Below are 17,222 nucleotides of genomic sequence, written 5' to 3'. Positions count from 1 at the left end.
TTCACGCGCCAAGCAGCCGCTCGCTGCGGAAAAATTCAAGCAAGGCCAACATGGGCAGTCCAAGGATGGTGAAGTGATCGCCCTCGATCCGCTCAAACAAGTGCACCCCAAGGCCCTCCAGCTGATAGGCGCCGACGCTGGACGTGACCGCCGCACCCGCCTCGCCCAGATACGCGCCGATTTCGGCTTCGCTCAGGGCTCGCATGCTCATGCGCGCGATCGCGATTTTTTCGAACAATATCTTGCCGTCGCGCGCGACCGCAACCGCGGAATAAAGCTCATGGCTGCGGCCGGCGAGCGCGCGGAGTTGTTCTGCGGCCTGTATCCGGCCCGAAGGCTTGGTGAAAAGCCGCGTGCCGAGCGCCAATGTCTGGTCAGCGCCGACGACATATCGGCCCGGACGGCGGCGCGAAACAAACAGGCATTTCTCGCGCGCCAGCAGTGCAGCAATGTCGCGAGGTGTGGAAAGATTCGATTTTTGCTGGATTTGTCGTTCGTCAATTGCGGCCGGCTCGCTTTCGAAATTGATTCCGGCATTGGCAAGCAGCACCTGTCGCGCGTGGCTTTGCGAGGCCAGTATCAACGGCTCTTTTCCGCGCCACAGCGTCATTCCGCCAGCCGTTGCCGTTGCCTGTCGGTGAAAAGTTTCAGGACAGCGGCCGCGGTTTCCTCGATCGAGCGACGCGTGACATCGAGCTGCGCCCAATTGAATTTGGCGCTCAATCGCCGCGCGAACGCCACTTCATCGGCAACGGCCTGACGATCGATATAGGTGTCATTATCGCGATCCCCCATGCTCAACAGCCGGTTCTGGCGGACCTGAATCAAGCGCTCCGGCGTCGCGTGCAGGCTGACCACCAGAGGCTTCCGCAGTGTCTCCAATTGATGCGGAATCGGGATGCCTGGCACCAGCGGCACATTGGCGGTACGGATGCCGCGGTTGGCAAGATAGATCGAGGTCGGCGTTTTTGAGGTGCGGGAGACGCCGACGAGGATCACATCGGCCTCCTCCAGCCCTTCGACGTGCTGTCCGTCATCGTGCATCATCGTGTAATTCAGCGCGTCGATCCGCTTGAAATATTCAGCGTTCAACGTGTGCTGGGCGCCGACCCGGCCTGTCGTGGGCGCACCGAGATAGGCATGGAACAACTGCATGACCGGACCGATGATCGAGAGGCTCGGTATGTTGATTTCCTGGCACTTGGCCTCCAGTCGGGCAACGAGATCCTTCTCCAGCAACGTGAAGAGGACGATGCCCGGCGCTTCCTCGATTTCACTTAGCACCCGATCGAGCTGTTTTTGGCTGCGCACCAGCGGATAGACATGTTCGACCGGTGTCACATTGGCATATTGCGCAGCGACCGCCCGCGCCACGGTGATCAATGTCTCACCGGTCGAGTCGGAAACCAGGTGAAGATGGAAATAATTACTGGTCGTGGGCACAGAAAATCCCTGTCCAATCTGTGAATCGCTGTGGAGCTGGCTTGAGAGAATTCGCGGAGGTTTCGGCGGATCGGGATAACCCGGCTTTTTCTTCACAGGCCTCGAGACGAGGACAACTCCTTTCAATGAGCCCAAGGATAATGAGGTTTTGTGGATTTGTCTCTTCATAAGCTGGCGACATCATCGCGCAACCATTTGATGAAGATGTTTTTTAGTGGAACACCATGTTCGACATGGCAATTGTTGAGAGATGTGAAGAAACCCTGGGGAAGCGCCGGACAGACTTGCGCGGGTGCAATTCACGTTTACTCAGACTCAAACCTTAAGATTCTAAAATTATTGGTTTAGATAAGTGCTGCTTGCGGATAGGTCTGAGCCAGCAACGAAGAAAGATGTTTTGGAACGCGGAATAATGGCTGAGATGTGCTCTGCGCTGCTTTTTTCGGTTGGGTGCGTTCGAATGTGAATGAGGCGCGATGTACGGGTGGATCAAGGCACTGCATATTATTGCGGTCATCGCGTGGATGGCCGGAATGCTCTATCTGCCGCGGTTGTTTGTTTATCACTGCGAGGCGGAGGCAGGTTCAAAGCAGTCCGAGACGTTCAAACTCATGGAACGCCGGTTGCTGAGAGTGATCATCAATCCGGCGATGGTCGTGACCTGGCTCGCAGGACTTTACCTCGCCTGGGCCGGTCATTGGTTCTCGGCAAGCTGGCTGCATGCGAAGCTCGTGCTGGTGCTGGTATTATCTGGCGTCCACGGCTTTTTTTCGCGCTGCGTGAAGGATTTTGCCGCTGGACGGAACCTGCGCAGCCAGAGATTTTACCGTTTTATCAATGAGGTACCCGCCCTGCTGATGGTCCTGATTGTCATTTTGGTGGTCCTAAAACCGTTTTGATCGGCCTTGCGGCGGATGTCGCCGGCTTGCGGACGGTGAACCGATTTTCTATATTCTGATTATCCCACCCTACGCAGGCGGATGTGGTCGCGTTCCGGTTTCCCAGTTGGACCGGCCGCCGCATCAGGTTTGAAGCCTTTCCGGCGCTTTCCTTGCTCAGACCTGCGGACCTTCCAGATTTTTTTCGTCCGCACTTCCAAAAAAGCCACCTCGCAGTCCCCTTCCCCAAGTTACTCCACACCACAGGACCACCCCAATGCGGGAAATAAAACTTCAAGACCTCAAAGCTCAGACGCCGGCCGAACTCGTTTCGTTTGCGGAGGAAAAAGGGGTCGAAAACGCCAGCACGATGCGCAAGCAGGAGCTGATGTTTGCCATTCTCAAACAGCTCGCGATCCAGGAAACCGACATTATCGGCGAAGGGGTCGTCGAAGTGCTCTCGGACGGTTTTGGATTTTTGCGTTCGCCGGACGCCAACTATCTGCCGGGACCGGACGACATCTACGTTTCGCCTTCGCAGATTCGCCGTTTCGGACTTCGCACCGGAGATACCATCGAAGGCCACATCCGCAGCCCCAAGGAGGGCGAACGATATTTTGCGCTGTTGAAAGTCAACACGCTGAATTTCGAGGATCCGGAAAAGTCCAAGCACAAGGTCAATTTCGACAATCTGACGCCACTGTTTCCGGATGAGCGCTTCCGGCTCGAGCTGGACGATCCGACCCGAAAGGACCTTTCTGCAAGGGTGATCGACATTGTCGCACCGATCGGCAAAGGCCAGCGTGCCTTGATCGTGGCCCCGCCCCGCACCGGCAAAACCGTGTTGATGCAAAATATCGCGCATTCGATCACGGCCAATCACCCCGAATGCTACCTGATCGTGCTCCTGATCGATGAGCGGCCGGAAGAAGTTACGGACATGCAGCGCTCGGTGAAGGGGGAAGTCGTGTCGTCGACTTTCGACGAGCCGGCCGTGCGCCACGTCCAGGTCGCCGAGATGGTGATCGAGAAGGCTAAGCGACTGGTCGAACACGGCCGTGACGTCGTGATCCTGCTCGACTCGATCACGCGGCTCGGGCGTGCCTACAACACCGTCGTGCCGTCCTCCGGCAAGGTGCTGACCGGCGGCGTCGATGCCAACGCGTTGCAGCGGCCCAAGCGTTTCTTCGGTGCCGCGCGCAATATCGAGGAGGGTGGCTCGCTGACGATCATCGCGACCGCGCTGGTCGATACCGGCAGCCGCATGGACGAAGTGATCTTCGAAGAGTTCAAAGGCACCGGCAATTCCGAATTGATTCTCGATCGCAAGGTTTCCGACAAGCGCACTTTCCCGGCGATCGACATTTCCCGCTCCGGCACCCGCAAGGAAGAACTGATCACCGACCCGCAGGTGCTGAAGAAAATGTACGTGCTGCGGCGGATCCTCAATCCGATGGGAACGATGGATGCGATCGACTTCCTGCTCGACAAGCTCCGCAACACCAAGAACAACTCGGAATTCTTCGAGTCCATGAATACCTGAGCTCGGCCACTGGCCGAGTCCGTCAGGTCGTTTCCGTTGGAGGCGGGTGGGGGGACGACCGTTGTTGGCGCTCCAGGCCTGAATGGCGGTTGGTTTGCTGCGATCGCAAGCAAGGGGTGCAGCATTTGAGGTCAGCAGCCCGCCATGCGCAAGCTCGGGCGATAGAAATTACGTTGCATTCTCAAGGGCTCGCGCACAAATAGGGAATGCATCCGCGCGAACAGACCATTTTTGCGCTGTCGTCGGGCCGGCCCCCGAGCGCGATTTCGATTGTGCGGCTTTCGGGACCGCAGGCGAGGGCAGCGCTTGCGGGGCTGGCGGGCAGGGTGCCGCAACCGCGGATGGCGAGTAGGGCCTTGTTGCGCGATTCCCCCGGTCAGCCGATCGACGAGGCCGTGGTGCTGTGGTTTCCAGCGCCAGCAAGTGCGACCGGCGAGGATGTCGCCGAATTTCATGTTCATGGCGGACGGGCGGTCCTGGCGGCGTTGTTTGCCGCGCTGGCGAGCTTCGAAAATGTCCGCGCCGCAGAGCCCGGCGAATTCACCCGCCGCGCCTTCGAGAATGGCAAGCTCGATCTCACCGAAGCCGAAGCGCTCGACGATCTGATTCGCGCCGATACCGGCCGGCAGCGGCGTCAGGCGTTGCGTCAACTGAAGGGGCTCCTTGGCGACAAGGTGCGGGATTGGCGCGCGCGTATCATCGAGGCTTCGGCCCTGATCGAGGCTGGAATCGATTTCTCCGACGAGGGCGACGTGCCGGAAGAATTGATCACGCCGGCTTTGGCGGGAATCAAATCGCTGCTCGATGAAATCGAGGAAGTGCTGGCAGTCCGGGGACGAAGTGAGAGGCTGCGCGAGGGCCTGGTGGTCGCAATTTCCGGGCCACCGAATGTCGGCAAGTCGACCTTGATCAATCTGCTGGCCCGGCGCGAGGTGGCGATCGTCTCGCCTCACGCGGGCACCACGCGTGACGTCATCGAAGTTCAGCTTGATCTCGATGGCTACCCGGTGACGCTGATCGACACGGCGGGCATCCGGCAGACGGACGATCCCGTCGAGCAGGAAGGGGTGAGGCGCGCGCGAATGCGGGCGGCGGAAGCCGACCTGGTGCTGTGGCTGATCGATGCCGAGCACACGCAGAACGAAAGCACGGAACACGAATTGGCAGCGGACGCGAGCGTGTGGGTGATTCGAAACAAGATCGATCTCGAAGGGCAGGGCAGGGCGGCAGATTCGGCCATTGACCCACCAGGGGCGCGTGGGGCAGGCGCGTTTCGAATATCGGCGAGCCGCGGCGACGGAATCGCCGATTTGGTCGCGGCGCTGACTGCGTTTGCGCGGGATTATCTCGGGTCGGGAGAGGGGGCGCTGATCGGACGCGCGCGGCAACGGAAATTATTGGAGGAGACGGCGAGCTCTTTGCAGCGGAGCCTCTTCGCGGTCGGGCAGGGTGAGGAATTGGTCGCGGAGGAGTTGCGCGGGGCGTCCGATCTTCTGGGTCGGCTGCTCGGCCGGGTTGATGTCGAAGACATCCTCGACGCAATTTTTCGGGAGTTTTGTATCGGCAAATAGTGACTTAATGTTCATTTCTTCAATCGAAGTGAGACGCCCATTCCTGATGGCTTGCTGTTTCACGTGAAACATCTTTTGCGGCAGGACTAATTTGTCACTTCCGGCTCAATCGGCTGCGATATACAACGCGCGACATGATCGGCCCAAAATCATTCGACGTCATTATCATCGGAGGAGGCCACGCTGGTTGTGAGGCCGCAAGTGCCGCTGCGCGAGCGGGCGCGAGGACAGCGCTGGTAACGCACCGATTCGCGACCATCGGTGCGATGTCCTGCAATCCCGCCATCGGCGGTCTCGGCAAGGGCCATTTGGTGCGGGAGGTCGACGCGCTCGATGGCCTGATGGGCCGAGTCGCTGATGCTGCTGGGATTCAATTTCGCATGCTCAATCGCCGCAAGGGCCCAGCCGTGCGAGGACCGCGGGCCCAGGCGGATCGCAAACTTTACGCCGCGGCGATGCAGGCCGCGATCGCAGAGACCGCCGATCTCAGCGTGGTCGAAGGCGAAGCGAATGAGCTGATCGTGTCGAACGGCTCGGTCACCGGCATCCGGCTTGTCGATGGAAACGAATTGTCGGCGGGCGCGGTGGTTGTCACGACAGGGACCTTCCTGCGAGGTCTGATCCACTTGGGCGAGCGGAGCTGGCCTGCCGGGCGAGTCGGTGAGGCGCCAGCGATGGGTCTTTCGGCATCGTTCGAGCGCGCAGGCTTCACGCTCGGTCGGCTGAAGACCGGCACGCCGCCGCGGCTCGATGGCGCCACGATCGATTGGTCCGCCGTCGAGATGCAGCCTGGTGATGATCCGCCGGAGCCATTTTCGGTGCTGACCGACAACATCACGACCCCACAGATTCAGTGCGGCATCACGCGGACGACGGCCGCCACCCACGAGGTCATTCGCGGCAACGTCCACCGCTCGCCGATGTATTCGGGGCAGATCAAGAGCACGGGACCGCGCTATTGCCCCTCCATCGAGGACAAGATCGTACGGTTTGGCGATCGCGACGGACACCAGATTTTTCTGGAGCCAGAGGGCCTCGATGACACCACGGTCTATCCGAACGGCATTTCGACTTCGCTGCCGGAAGAGGTTCAGCTCGCCATTCTCGCCTCGATTCCCGGGCTCGAGCGCGTCCGAATGATTCGCCCAGGTTACGCCATTGAATACGACCACGTCGATCCGCGCGAACTCGATCCCGGCCTGCAGACCAGGCGGCTGCCTCGCTTGTTTCTGGCTGGACAGATCAACGGCACGACCGGCTATGAGGAAGCGGCGGCGCAAGGCCTGGTGGCCGGTCTCAATGCCGCCCTGGTGGCCAGCGGGTCCAAGCCGATCGTTTTCGATCGCGCCGACGGCTATCTCGGAGTCATGATCGATGACCTCGTGACACGTGGCATCACCGAGCCCTATCGGATGTTTACATCCCGCGCGGAGTATCGTTTGACCCTGCGCGCCGACAATGCCGATCAGCGGCTGACCGACAAAGGGATCGCGTTAGGATGCGTGGGGCAGGGGCGTGCGCGGCGTCACCACGCCAAGATGGTGGCCTTGAATGATGCAAAGGCAAAGGCGCGGTCGCTCACGCTGACGCCCAATGAGGCCGAGCGATACGGCATCGCGCTCAATAAGGACGGCCAGCGGCGCTCTGCGTTTGAGCTTCTCGCCTATCCCGAAGTCGGCTGGTCGCAGGTTCGTTCGATCTGGCCGGAGCTGTCGGCCATTGACCCAAGGATCGCGGTCCATCTCGAGATCGATGCGAAATACGACGTCTATCTCAAGCGCCAGGTCGCCGACATCGAGGCTTTCCGTCGTGACGAGGGGCTGATCCTCAGCGACGTCGATTACGATGCGGTCCCCGGGCTTTCCAACGAAGCGCGGGCAAAGCTTGCAGCCGCGCGACCGCTCAATGTGGGGCAGGCGGGTCGAATCGACGGCGTGACGCCGGCGGCACTGGGGATTCTGGCGGCGTATCTTCGGCGCCAAACGCGCGGGAAATTGGTGACCGGAGCCTTTGCTGCTGGGGCCTAGGCGCCGCTTGCGGGGTGTTTCACGTGAAACGCATTGCAGATCTTTGCGCGGTCCCACCGGGATCATCTCGGCGGACCGGGCCGGGGAGGGGGAATCCATGAGCGCGGCGAATTCGCCTCGGACCGACTTGCGCAAAGTCCGATCGAGCCTGGACCTCACGTCCGACAAAGCCGCGGCCTTGGCGCTGACGCCTGTTTCACGTGAAACGGTGGATCGGCTGGATCGCTTCGTCGAACTGCTTCTTGAGTGGCAGGCCAAGACCAATCTTGTGGCGCCGTCGACCTTGCCGGCCGTATGGACCCGTCACGTTTCTGATTCGCTGCAGCTCCTGGCGATCGCACCGTCGGCAAAAACATGGGTCGATCTAGGTAGCGGCGGAGGCTTTCCGGGCGTGGTGCTCGCCTGCGCGCTGGCGCCAGCGCCGGGTGCCCACGTCGTCCTGATCGAACGCAACGCGAAGAAGGCGGCCTTCCTGCGCGAGGCGTTACGCGTCACCGGTGCGCCCGGCACGGTTCGCCCGACAGATGTCACCGATGTTGTGGATAGACTCGCTGACCCCGTCGATTGCATCACCGCGCGAGCGCTCGCTCCGCTAAATCAACTCATCGCCTTCGCAGAGCCGTTGATGAAAAGGGGCGCGAAAGCGCTGTTTCTCAAGGGTCAAGATGTAGACGCTGAATTGACCGAAGCCACTAAATATTGGAAAATTAACCCACGCCTCCACGCCAGCCGCACCGGTGGACACGGCTGGATCGTCGAACTCGACAGGATCGAGCGGCGCACCGCGCCCACCCCTATCCATGGTTCTCGCGCATGACCTTAATTGATGAGGATTATCAAGAGGATAAGGCCACAACCCAGCCTGGACATCCGCGCATCCTGGCGCTTGCGAATCAGAAGGGAGGCGTCGGCAAGACCACGACGGCCATCAATCTGGGCACGGCGCTGGCTGCAATCGGCGAGCGGGTGCTGATCGTCGATCTCGATCCGCAGGGTAACGCCTCGACGGGACTCGGCATCGACCGCCGCAGCCGCAATTGCTCGACCTATGACGTGCTGATCGGTGAAGCATCCCTGCGCGAATCGGTGGTGCAGACCGCGGTGCCACGGCTGCACATCGCGCCGTCGACCATGGATCTTTCGGGCCTGGAACTTGAACTTGGAACGACGCCCGGCCGCGCCTTCCGGTTACGCGATGCGATCGCGGCGCTGAACACCAACGCCACCCAGGACGCCGATTATACCTACGTTCTGATCGACTGCCCGCCCTCACTCAATCTTCTCACCGTCAATGCGATGGCGGCCTCCGACGCCATACTGGTGCCGCTGCAGTGCGAGTTCTTTGCTCTCGAAGGACTTTCACAATTGCTGCAGACGGTGGAGCAGGTGCGCGCCACGCTCAATCCGAATCTCTCGATCCACGGCATCGTGCTGACGATGTTCGATTCACGCAACAACTTGTCCAACCAGGTCGTTGCCGACGTCAGGCAGTTCATGGGCAGCAAGGTCTACAAGACCATGATCCCCCGCAACGTTCGCATTTCCGAGGCGCCTTCCTACGGCAAGCCGGTGCTGGTCTACGACCTCAAATGCGTCGGCAGCGAAGCCTATCTCAAGCTTGCAACGGAAGTTATCCAGCGCGAGCGCGAGCTTCGCACGCACTAGATCGTGAGCCGACATTGGCGCGATCCCGTTGCCGGTGTCGCGCTTTCGGAGCTGACTGCGAAACGACGCGGTCTCCAGAAGTGAAGTGAAACAGGAGCGCCTGAGTTGAATCCAAGGGAGCTGGCGATGGCCGAGGAAGCGCGTTCGCGACTGGGGCGCGGTCTTGCAAGTCTGATCGGAGATGTCGGTGGCGAAGCCGCGCATCTGGAACGCCCGCGCGCGCAGCGCAAAGTGCCGATCGAGTTTCTCAAACCGAACCCGCGCAATCCACGCCGCGACTTCGCCGAGGCCGAACTTCGCGAGCTAGCCGACTCGATCAAGCAGCATGGCGTGATCCAGCCGATCGTGGTGCGGCCGGTGCGCGGTGGGCAGGATCGATACGAGATCATCGCCGGCGAGCGCCGGTGGCGGGCGTCGCAGCTTGCGGGTCTGCACGAGGTGCCGGTGGTTCCGGTCGACGTCACCGATGCCGATGCGCTCGAGATCGCGATCATCGAAAACGTGCAGCGCGAAGATCTCAATGCGATCGAAGAAGCGCAGGGCTACCATGCGCTGGCCAATGAATTCAAACGCAGCCAGGACGAGGTTGCAAAAATCGTCGGCAAGAGCCGCAGCCACATCGCCAACACGATGCGGTTGACCAAATTGCCGGCAGAGGTTCAGGCCTACATCACGACTGGCCAGTTGTCGGCCGGTCATGCGCGGGCGTTGATCGGCGTGCCCGATCCCCTAGCCGCCGCCAAACGCATCGTCGAAGAAGGGCTCAACGTGCGTCAGACCGAGGCGCTGGCGCATGTCGAGGGCGTGCCCGCGCGCAAGCCGCTTAAGGCGCGGAGCGGCGGCAAGGTAAAGGACCCGAACACGGTGGCACTGGAGAAGAGCATCAGCGATGCGCTTGGGCTCGCCGTCAGCATCGATCACGGCAATTCCGGCGGCACCGTGCATATCCGCTATCGCGATCTCGATCAACTCGACGACATCGTGCGAAGGCTGGGCAAGAAGGCTTAAACCGTCCTCTCGCGTTGCGCGAGTCCATGGAGGCGGTTCGGGCTTACGCGCGCCGCTTGGCATTCACTGCGATCGACATCAACGCGCGCTGCGCGATGACCGCGCCGAGTGTGGCCTGCTTGCGCATCTCGAGGGCCGCGGTTGCGAGCTGCTCGATGATCAGCGTCAGCCGCGCCACGTTGAACTGACGCAGCGCTGCCTCGACGCTTGCCCTGCGGGAGAAGTGCAGGCGTGGAAATCCGCTCTCCACCACAGCCGAAATCGGCGAACCTTCCCCAATTGCAAGCGCGGATTTGTGCAGCCAGGCTGCATGGCGTTGGGCCGCGGAAATGATCACGCCGGGATAGGTGCCGGCCAGCATAGCCTTGCCGAACTCGGTCTCGACGACGGCGGGATTTCCCGCAAAGGCCGCATCCACGATCGGGTCGATCTTGAGCTCGGAGGCATCGGCAGCAACCGCCACCACGTCGTCGAGCGTGACCTCGCCTTTGCCGTGTCCGTAGAGCGTGAGCTTGCGCAACTCGTTGCGCGAAGCCTGGCGATCGCCGCCGAGCAGGGTCATCAGCACCGCGCGCGCATCCGGCGATATGCGCAGGTTCGAAGCGCGGAGCTCATCGTCGATCAGCTTCGCAAGATCGCGCTCGGTGTCCGGATAGCAGGCGATTGCAACCGCGGCCCGGGCGCGCTCGCAGGCTTTGCGCAGTGGCGATTCGGGGCGCAGCTCACCCGCCTCGATCACGATCCGGCAATCCTTCAGGGTCATCTCCGCCAGCGCGTCGATTCCGCCGGCGAAATTCCGCGAGCCGGCGCGCACGCGAATCGCGCGGCGGCCGCCGAACAGGGGGATTGTCATCGCTTCGTCGACCAGGCGCGACGGTTCGCTCGAAAGCTCGTCGCCATCCAGCTTCACCAGGGAAAACGGATCATTGGGATCATCCACCGCCGACGCCAGCAGGGCATCGGCGCGTTCCCGCACCAGGCCGGCGTCTGAACCGTAGAGCAGTATGATGGGACGGCCGGGGTCCGGCCTTGCCAGGAATGCCTCGATTTCCTTTCCACGCAGCGCGACCATGAACAGACCGATATCTCATTTCGCCGGCAGTCGCATGCGCGTCAGATCGAAATCCGAGTTGGCCGAGCCTGGGGTTTGCGGATTTATGGCCGATCAGGTGCCGGCGTAGAAATAGGATGCCAGGCGGGTCTGGATATGTTCGGCAATTTCCTGACAGGCGCGGTCCTCGGCGTCGCGGAAGGCGCGGGCGCGCGAAAAGCGCTGATAGCTTCCGGGAATATCGTAGCTGACGCGCGAGAAGGTCGAGCCGGTCATGACCGATCTGTTGGTGGCGATATCGATCAAATTGAACTGCGCATCAATCCCGTAGTTTTCGCTGGTCGGCAGCGCGGTGTTCGGATCGGTCAACAGCGAGGAACGGTTGGTCGTGAAGCGGATTACCAGCCGGTGGGTCGGCGGCATCCCGGTGGCATTGCCATAAAGCTTGAACGCCAGGGCGTTGCGGATTTCCACTCCCAACCGCGCGTCGCGCGAGCTATTGGGCTTGTCGATCGGCGGGAGGTCCACACCCATCAGCTTTTCGCGGAGCGCCGGCGTCCCATCGGCACGCTCGGCGTACATCGGCTGGAAGCAGCCGGCCGTCAGCGCCGCAAGCGTGGCTGCGGCCAAAAGCCGAGCGGCGATGCGAATCCTAGCCAACGACATTGACGATCCTCATGGGAACAACGATCACCTTGCGGACGGGCTTACCGCCCAACGCCAGCTTTACCGCATCGAGACTCAAAACGGCAGCCTCAATTTCCGGATTCTGGGCCGTGCGGGCCACGGTCACTTCACCCCGCTTTTTGCCGTTGACCTGCACCACCAGCGTCGCGGTGTCTTCAACCAGCAAATCTCGTTCGATTTGCGGCCAACTCGCCTCGGAAACCAGGCCCCCCTCGCCCAGGACGGCCCAGCACTCCTCGGCCAGATGCGGCATCATGGGTGCGAACAATTGAACAAGAATGACCGCGGCCTCCCGGACGGCCCAGGCCAGGTCGTGCGAGGGCTGCCCCTCGCGCGCCAAGGTCTCGCCCAGTGCGTTGGAGAATTCGCGGATATAGGCCAGGCAGACGTTGAAATGCAGCTTCTCGATACCGGTGGAGACCTTGTCCAGCGCGCCGTGGGCCGCCTTGCGCAGCGCCAGCGCCTCTCGATCGAAGGCCGCCGGTCTCGCCTTCGACGCGCTGGCGCCGATCCCGGCCGATTCGTTGATCAGGCGCCAAAGCCGCTGCACGAATCGGGCAGCGCCCTGCACGCGCTCATCACTCCAAATCACGTCGCGATCGGGGGGTGAATCGGACAGCATGAACCAGCGCGCCACGTCGGCGCCGTAGGTGGCGATGATGTCGTCGGGATCGACGGTGTTGCGTCTGGACTTCGACATCTTTTCGATGCCGCCGATCGCAACCTCTTCGCCTGTTGCAATGAGCGTGGCGCGACGACCGCTCGCGCCGGTCTCGAGACTGACCTCGGCCGGTGTGACGTAGCTGCCGTCGGTCCTCTGATAGGTTTCGTGCACCACCATGCCTTGCGTGAACATACCGGCGAAGGGCTCCTTCATGCCGATATGACCGGTGGCCTTCATGGCGCGGGTGAAAAAGCGGCTATAGAGCAGATGCAGGATCGCGTGCTCGACGCCGCCGATATACTGGTCGACCGGCATCAGACGATCGACCACAGGCAGCGTGGTCGGCGCCTTCTCGTTCCAGGGATCGGTGAAGCGCGCGAAATACCACGAGGAATCCACGAACGTGTCCATGGTGTCGGTTTCGCGCACGGCCCTGGCGCCGCACTGCGGGCAATTGACGTGCTTCCAGGTCGGATGATGGTCGAGCGCGTTGCCGGGTTTGTCGAACGTTACATCCTCCGGCAGCGTCACCGGCAGATCCTTGTCGGGCACGGGAACGACGTCGCATTTCGGGCAATGAATGACCGGGATCGGACAACCCCAGTAGCGCTGACGCGAAATGCCCCAGTCGCGCAGCCGGAAGTTCACCTGCCGCTCGCCGATGGGCTCATTGCCGCGCAACTCGTTTTCCAGCCGTTTTGCGACCTCCTCCTTGGCTTGTTCGATGGTCATGCCGTCGAGGAAGCGTGAGTTGATCATGCGGCCGTCGCCATCATAGGCGGTGTCGGTGATGACGAAGGTTTTCGGATCCTGTCCTTCGGGACACACCACGGGCGTATTGCCGAGCCTGTATTTGTTGACAAAGTCGAGGTCGCGCTGGTCGTGTGCCGGACAGCCGAAGATCGCCCCGGTGCCATATTCCATCAGCACGAAATTGGCGACATAAACCGGCAGCTTCCAGTTCGGATCGAAGGGGTGGATGGCGCGAATGCCGGTGTCGAAACCCTGCTTCTCGGCGGTGTCGATAAGCTCCTGTGCCGTGCCGATGCGCTTTGTCTCCGCGATGAACGCCGCCAGTTGTGCGTCTTTCGCCGCGGCCGACTGCGCCAGCGGATGATCGGCCGAAATCGCCATGAATTTGGCGCCGAACAGCGTGTCATGGCGCGTCGTGAATATCTTCAGCTCGGACTCGCCCGCCGGCGTGGTGGCGGGATCGAGCGCAAAGCGAATCAAAAGGCCTTCGCTGCGCCCGATCCAGTTCTGCTGCATCAGCCGCACCTTGTCCGGCCAGCGATCCAGCGTGTCGAGCGCATCCAGAAGTTCTTGCGAGTACCTCGTGATTTTGAAGACCCACTGATTCATCTCGCGCTGCTCGACGACGGCCCCGGAGCGCCACCCGCGGCCGTCGATCACCTGCTCGTTGGCGAGCACGGTCATGTCGACCGGATCCCAATTGACCTTGCGCTTTTCACGCTCGGCCAACCCGGCACGCAGGAAATCGTTGAACATCTTCTGCTGGTGCTTGTAGTAGCCTGGATCGCAGGTTGCGAATTCGCGCGACCAGTCAAGCGAGAGCCCGATCGAGCGGAGCTGCTTTTTCATCGCGGCGATATTGTCGTAGGTCCACGCCTTGGGCGCGATCTTGCGCTCGATCGCAGCATTCTCGGCCGGCAGCCCAAAGGCATCCCAGCCCATCGGATGCAGAACGTTGAAGCCCCTGGCGCGCATGAAGCGCGCCAGGACGTCGCCAAGCGTATAGTTGCGGACATGCCCGATATGGATGCGCCCGGACGGATAGGGGAACATCTCGAGCACGTAATATTTGGGCCGCGGATCATCATTCCTGGCAGCGAAGATCGCCCCTTCTTCCCACCGGCGCTGCCAGCGCGGCTCTGATTCACGTGCGTTGTAGCGTTCGGCGGGCATTGAACCTGCGGCTTTTCGTGATGACGCGGACTTCGGAATCGGAACACTAGATCATCATGCGATTAAGTGGAATCGCATCATGATCTCATCTCTTTTTGAGCATGATCCTTTCGGAAAACCGGCTTCCACTTTTCCGGATCATGCTCTCGGGTCGAAAAAAACGACGGCGGACTAGGCCACAAAAGCGGCTTGGCGGTCAACGGGTGTCGACCGATCACAGCGTTCCAGGAAGGGCGGAGCAGTCAGTTCGCCAGCGCCGCAGGCTCGCCGGTCCCGGCGCTCAGCGCAAGACCGTGTCCGGCCACGGAGTTTCGTCCGCTCCGTTTGGCAACATAGAGGCTGGCGTCGGCGGCTTCGACCAGATCACTGGGCCGCAACGTGTCGACGGGCGTGGTGCTGGCCACCCCCACGCTGACGGTGACGGCCTGATGGTTGGATGTGGCGTGTGGCAATGCCAGACCCTGCACGGCCGCGCGCACCTTTTCGCCGATTTCCAGCGCGCATGTGGCGCTGGTATTCGGCAGCAGCAGACAGAACTCCTCACCACCGTAGCGGCCGGCAAAGCCCAAGGTTTCGGCGGCAAGGCCTGCCAGCGTCTCGCCGAGCCGGGAGAGGCAGACGTCCCCTTCGGGATGGCCATAGGTGTCGTTGAACAGCTTGAAATGATCGACATCGATCATCAGCAGCGACAATTCGCTGTTGTGCTGCTGGGCCTTCATCCATTCGAAATCGAGCCGGGTCTGGAACCCGCGCCGATTGGCCAGACCAGACAACATGTCGATCGAGGCCATCACAGTCAGCCGGTCGTTGGTGGCGATCAAATCGCGCTCGCGCTCGGCGAGGCGAGCAGCCATGGTGTCGAACGCGCGGGCCAGTGGAACGAATTCCGCCGGCAATCGGCGGCGCGGCGCGCGCACCGACCATTCGCCCTGGCCAAAACGCTGCGCGATCGCCACCATGGTGTTGATCGGCCGGATGATGAGCGTTTCCGCGGCGATCAGGGCGCCGAGCAGCACGAACAGGCAGACGAATCCAAGCTGCAGATAAGCGGTGCGAATCTCTTCGTTGATGTCGGCGCCCAATCTGGCTTCGTCGATGCTGACGATCAGGCGGGATTGCGTGCCGGGAATGCGTGCGAAGCTGATGGTGCGCCTGGAATGATCGGGTCCGACAAATGAAAACGATTCCGCCTCTTTTTCCGAGCTCGTCACTTTTGCTGCAATCGCCGACACGAGCGGCACGCGATCGAGCGGCTGTCCAATCATGCCGGCCTGGTCGGACGGTGCCGCCAGCACGGTCCCCATGCTGTCGACCAGAACCGCCAGCATACCGGGCCGGCCGCCGACATCGTTCAGGATCTTCGACATCCAGGAAAGATTGACGCTGGCAACGATGACGGTGTCCGACGTCGCATCAATTGCGGCCACCGGATAAGCGCCTATCATGATCGGCTCGTGGTCGGTCCTGGCGAGCATGAAGTCGCTGAACACGAGATCCCGGGTTTGCCGTGCCTGGTTGAAAAAGGCCCAATTGCCCAACTCAAGTCCGACCAGGGCGTTTCGCGTCGCGCATTCGACCCGACCTTCCTTGCCGACAATCATCAGATTGCGAATCCGCAGCAGGTCGATCGCAAGGTTCGCGCGCAGCGAATCACAATTGCGACCCGTCACTTCTTTCGACGCCTGGACGTGGGCTGCCCACTTCACCACGGTCTCGACGGCTGAAATGACCTCGCGCTGGCCCTCGGCGCTATGCTGTGCGAATCTCGAGAAATCCTCGTAGGCGAGCGCAATCTGCTTGTTGCGGGCTTCCTCAAGCGAGCGGGCGCGTTCGAGCATCAGCGGCGCGACCAGGATCAAGGCCAGCAATGCCAGCCGCGCGCGGATTCCGAGCAGCTTTTTGAGCTTTCCTCGGTTGCGGCTGAAACTGGAGGCTAACATCATGGTCCCCTTGCCCGCACGAAGGCTATACAAGGGGGTTCAAGAAGCCTTTCCCGAACTCGGTAAAATTGGAACTATCGCGCGAAAATTGTAAATCGGTACATGACAACTGCCATGATCTCGGATCGTCTTTCTCGACAGGCTGCACATTCGCCAACCGGGCTTTCCGCGGTGGAGCAGGAAATCGCGCGCGCCTGCAAAGAGGCTCGCCGGGATCGCTCGTCGGTCACGTTGGTCGCGGTTTCCAAGACGTTCAACGCCGAAATGATCAGCCCGGTTATCGAAGCCGGGCAGCGCGTATTTGGCGAGAATCGCGTCCAGGAGGCCAAGGCAAAATGGCCGGGATTGGTGTCGGCATACCCCGGAATCGAATTGCATCTGGTCGGGCCGCTGCAATCCAACAAGGCGAAAGATGCGGTGGCCCTTTTCGACGCCATCCACTCGGTCGACCGCGCCAGCCTTTGCGAAGCGCTCGCCAGGGAATTCAAATCGCAAGCGCGCCGGCCGCAATTGTTCGTTCAGCTCAACACCGGGGAGGAGCCGCAAAAGGCCGGCGTTTCGCCGGCCGAGGCGGACAGCTTTATCGCAAGCTGTCGCGAAAAATACCGTCTGCCGATTTCAGGCCTGATGTGCATTCCCCCCGTCAACGACCCGCCGGCGCCGCACTTCGCCCTGACTGCGAAGATTGCCGCCCGCAACGGGTTAAAGAATCTGTCGATGGGTATGAGCGCCGATTTTGCCGTTGCGATTGCGCTCGGTGCCACCCATGTGCGCGTCGGCTCGGCGATTTTCGGTGAGCGGTGAGTGCGAATCGGCACG

14 protein-coding genes are annotated in these 17,222 nt (G+C 61.3%); 8 read left to right on the top strand and 6 right to left on the bottom strand.

The window, feature by feature from the left end:
- Position 1: 1 nt before the first annotated feature.
- Entirely contained in the window at positions 2-610 is a 609-nt protein-coding gene (locus VNX23_RS22775; RefSeq protein WP_325633823.1) for a Maf family protein, read from the bottom strand.
- The gene (locus tag VNX23_RS22770; RefSeq protein ID WP_325633821.1) at positions 607-1,443 is read right to left on the bottom strand and encodes a pyruvate, water dikinase regulatory protein; all 837 of its coding nucleotides are present in this window, start codon (positions 1,441-1,443) and stop codon (positions 607-609) included. Before VNX23_RS22770 ends, VNX23_RS22775 begins: the two co-directional genes overlap by 4 nt.
- 476 nt (positions 1,444-1,919) lie before the next feature.
- Between VNX23_RS22770 and hemJ the strand changes: the two genes are divergently transcribed.
- The 7 genes from hemJ (at position 1,920) to VNX23_RS22735 (ending at position 10,135) form a co-directional block, all read left to right on the top strand.
- Complete coding sequence (hemJ, locus tag VNX23_RS22765; RefSeq protein ID WP_325633819.1) at positions 1,920-2,342, top strand: protoporphyrinogen oxidase HemJ; 423 nt, start codon at positions 1,920-1,922, stop codon at positions 2,340-2,342.
- A 256-nt stretch (positions 2,343-2,598) separates the two neighbouring features.
- Entirely contained in the window at positions 2,599-3,864 is a 1,266-nt protein-coding gene (rho, locus tag VNX23_RS22760; protein ID WP_325633817.1) for a transcription termination factor Rho, read from the top strand.
- A gap of 206 nt (positions 3,865-4,070) precedes the next feature.
- Positions 4,071-5,435 carry a tRNA uridine-5-carboxymethylaminomethyl(34) synthesis GTPase MnmE gene (gene mnmE, locus VNX23_RS22755; protein ID WP_325633815.1) on the top strand — a complete coding sequence of 455 codons (1,365 nt, stop codon included), beginning with the start codon at positions 4,071-4,073 and terminating at the stop codon, positions 5,433-5,435.
- A gap of 134 nt (positions 5,436-5,569) precedes the next feature.
- The gene (gene mnmG, locus VNX23_RS22750) at positions 5,570-7,462 is read left to right on the top strand and encodes a tRNA uridine-5-carboxymethylaminomethyl(34) synthesis enzyme MnmG (RefSeq protein ID WP_325633813.1); all 1,893 of its coding nucleotides are present in this window, start codon (positions 5,570-5,572) and stop codon (positions 7,460-7,462) included.
- 97 nt (positions 7,463-7,559) lie between these two features.
- Positions 7,560-8,279 (top strand): 16S rRNA (guanine(527)-N(7))-methyltransferase RsmG, encoded by a 720-nt coding sequence (gene rsmG, locus VNX23_RS22745; protein WP_325633811.1) that lies wholly within the window; start codon positions 7,560-7,562, stop codon positions 8,277-8,279.
- Entirely contained in the window at positions 8,276-9,127 is an 852-nt protein-coding gene (locus tag VNX23_RS22740; protein WP_325633809.1) for a ParA family protein, read from the top strand. The genes rsmG and VNX23_RS22740 overlap by 4 nt, the downstream gene beginning before the upstream one ends.
- A 126-nt stretch (positions 9,128-9,253) precedes the next feature.
- Positions 9,254-10,135 carry a ParB/RepB/Spo0J family partition protein gene (locus tag VNX23_RS22735; RefSeq protein WP_325633807.1) on the top strand — a complete coding sequence of 294 codons (882 nt, stop codon included), beginning with the start codon at positions 9,254-9,256 and terminating at the stop codon, positions 10,133-10,135.
- Between the two features lie 43 nt (positions 10,136-10,178).
- Here the strand turns inward: VNX23_RS22735 and holA are convergent, their stop codons facing one another.
- The 4 genes from holA to VNX23_RS22715 form a co-directional block, all read right to left on the bottom strand.
- Complete coding sequence (holA, locus tag VNX23_RS22730; protein WP_325633805.1) at positions 10,179-11,207, bottom strand: DNA polymerase III subunit delta; 1,029 nt, start codon at positions 11,205-11,207, stop codon at positions 10,179-10,181.
- Between the two features lie 93 nt (positions 11,208-11,300).
- On the bottom strand, positions 11,301-11,852 hold the full coding sequence (gene lptE / locus VNX23_RS22725; RefSeq protein WP_325633803.1) for an LPS assembly lipoprotein LptE: 552 nt from the start codon (positions 11,850-11,852) through the stop codon (positions 11,301-11,303).
- Positions 11,839-14,463, bottom strand: a complete 2,625-nt coding sequence (gene leuS / locus VNX23_RS22720) for a leucine--tRNA ligase (protein WP_325633801.1) — start codon at positions 14,461-14,463, stop codon at positions 11,839-11,841. Before leuS ends, lptE begins: the two co-directional genes overlap by 14 nt.
- 242 nt (positions 14,464-14,705) lie before the next feature.
- Positions 14,706-16,403, bottom strand: a complete 1,698-nt coding sequence (locus VNX23_RS22715; RefSeq protein WP_325633848.1) for a GGDEF domain-containing protein — start codon at positions 16,401-16,403, stop codon at positions 14,706-14,708.
- A 114-nt stretch (positions 16,404-16,517) separates the two neighbouring features.
- Here VNX23_RS22715 and VNX23_RS22710 point away from each other — a divergent pair, with 114 nt between their 5' ends.
- Positions 16,518-17,207: a YggS family pyridoxal phosphate-dependent enzyme gene (locus tag VNX23_RS22710; protein ID WP_325633799.1), complete on the top strand. Its 690-nt coding sequence runs from the start codon at positions 16,518-16,520 to the stop codon at positions 17,205-17,207.
- Positions 17,208-17,222 lie beyond the last annotated feature (15 nt).

This window comes from Bradyrhizobium sp. (assembly GCF_035570375.1).
Lineage (GTDB): Bacteria > Pseudomonadota > Alphaproteobacteria > Rhizobiales > Xanthobacteraceae > Bradyrhizobium.
Note: the sequence above shows the minus strand (reverse complement) of the source record. Positions and strands in the feature narration are given on the sequence as shown.

Coding starts and splice junctions, on each gene's coding strand:
- VNX23_RS22775 (WP_325633823.1), bottom strand. CDS start 610: ATGACGCTGTGGCGCGGAAAAGAGCCGTTGATACTGGCCTCGCAAAGC.
- hemJ (WP_325633819.1), top strand. CDS start 1,920: ATGTACGGGTGGATCAAGGCACTGCATATTATTGCGGTCATCGCGTGG.
- rho (WP_325633817.1), top strand. CDS start 2,599: ATGCGGGAAATAAAACTTCAAGACCTCAAAGCTCAGACGCCGGCCGAA.
- mnmE (WP_325633815.1), top strand. CDS start 4,071: ATGCATCCGCGCGAACAGACCATTTTTGCGCTGTCGTCGGGCCGGCCC.
- mnmG (WP_325633813.1), top strand. CDS start 5,570: ATGATCGGCCCAAAATCATTCGACGTCATTATCATCGGAGGAGGCCAC.
- rsmG (WP_325633811.1), top strand. CDS start 7,560: ATGAGCGCGGCGAATTCGCCTCGGACCGACTTGCGCAAAGTCCGATCG.
- VNX23_RS22740 (WP_325633809.1), top strand. CDS start 8,276: ATGACCTTAATTGATGAGGATTATCAAGAGGATAAGGCCACAACCCAG.
- VNX23_RS22735 (WP_325633807.1), top strand. CDS start 9,254: ATGGCCGAGGAAGCGCGTTCGCGACTGGGGCGCGGTCTTGCAAGTCTG.
- holA (WP_325633805.1), bottom strand. CDS start 11,207: ATGGTCGCGCTGCGTGGAAAGGAAATCGAGGCATTCCTGGCAAGGCCG.
- lptE (WP_325633803.1), bottom strand. CDS start 11,852: ATGTCGTTGGCTAGGATTCGCATCGCCGCTCGGCTTTTGGCCGCAGCC.
- leuS (WP_325633801.1), bottom strand. CDS start 14,463: ATGCCCGCCGAACGCTACAACGCACGTGAATCAGAGCCGCGCTGGCAG.
- VNX23_RS22715 (WP_325633848.1), bottom strand. CDS start 16,403: ATGTTAGCCTCCAGTTTCAGCCGCAACCGAGGAAAGCTCAAAAAGCTG.
- VNX23_RS22710 (WP_325633799.1), top strand. CDS start 16,518: ATGATCTCGGATCGTCTTTCTCGACAGGCTGCACATTCGCCAACCGGG.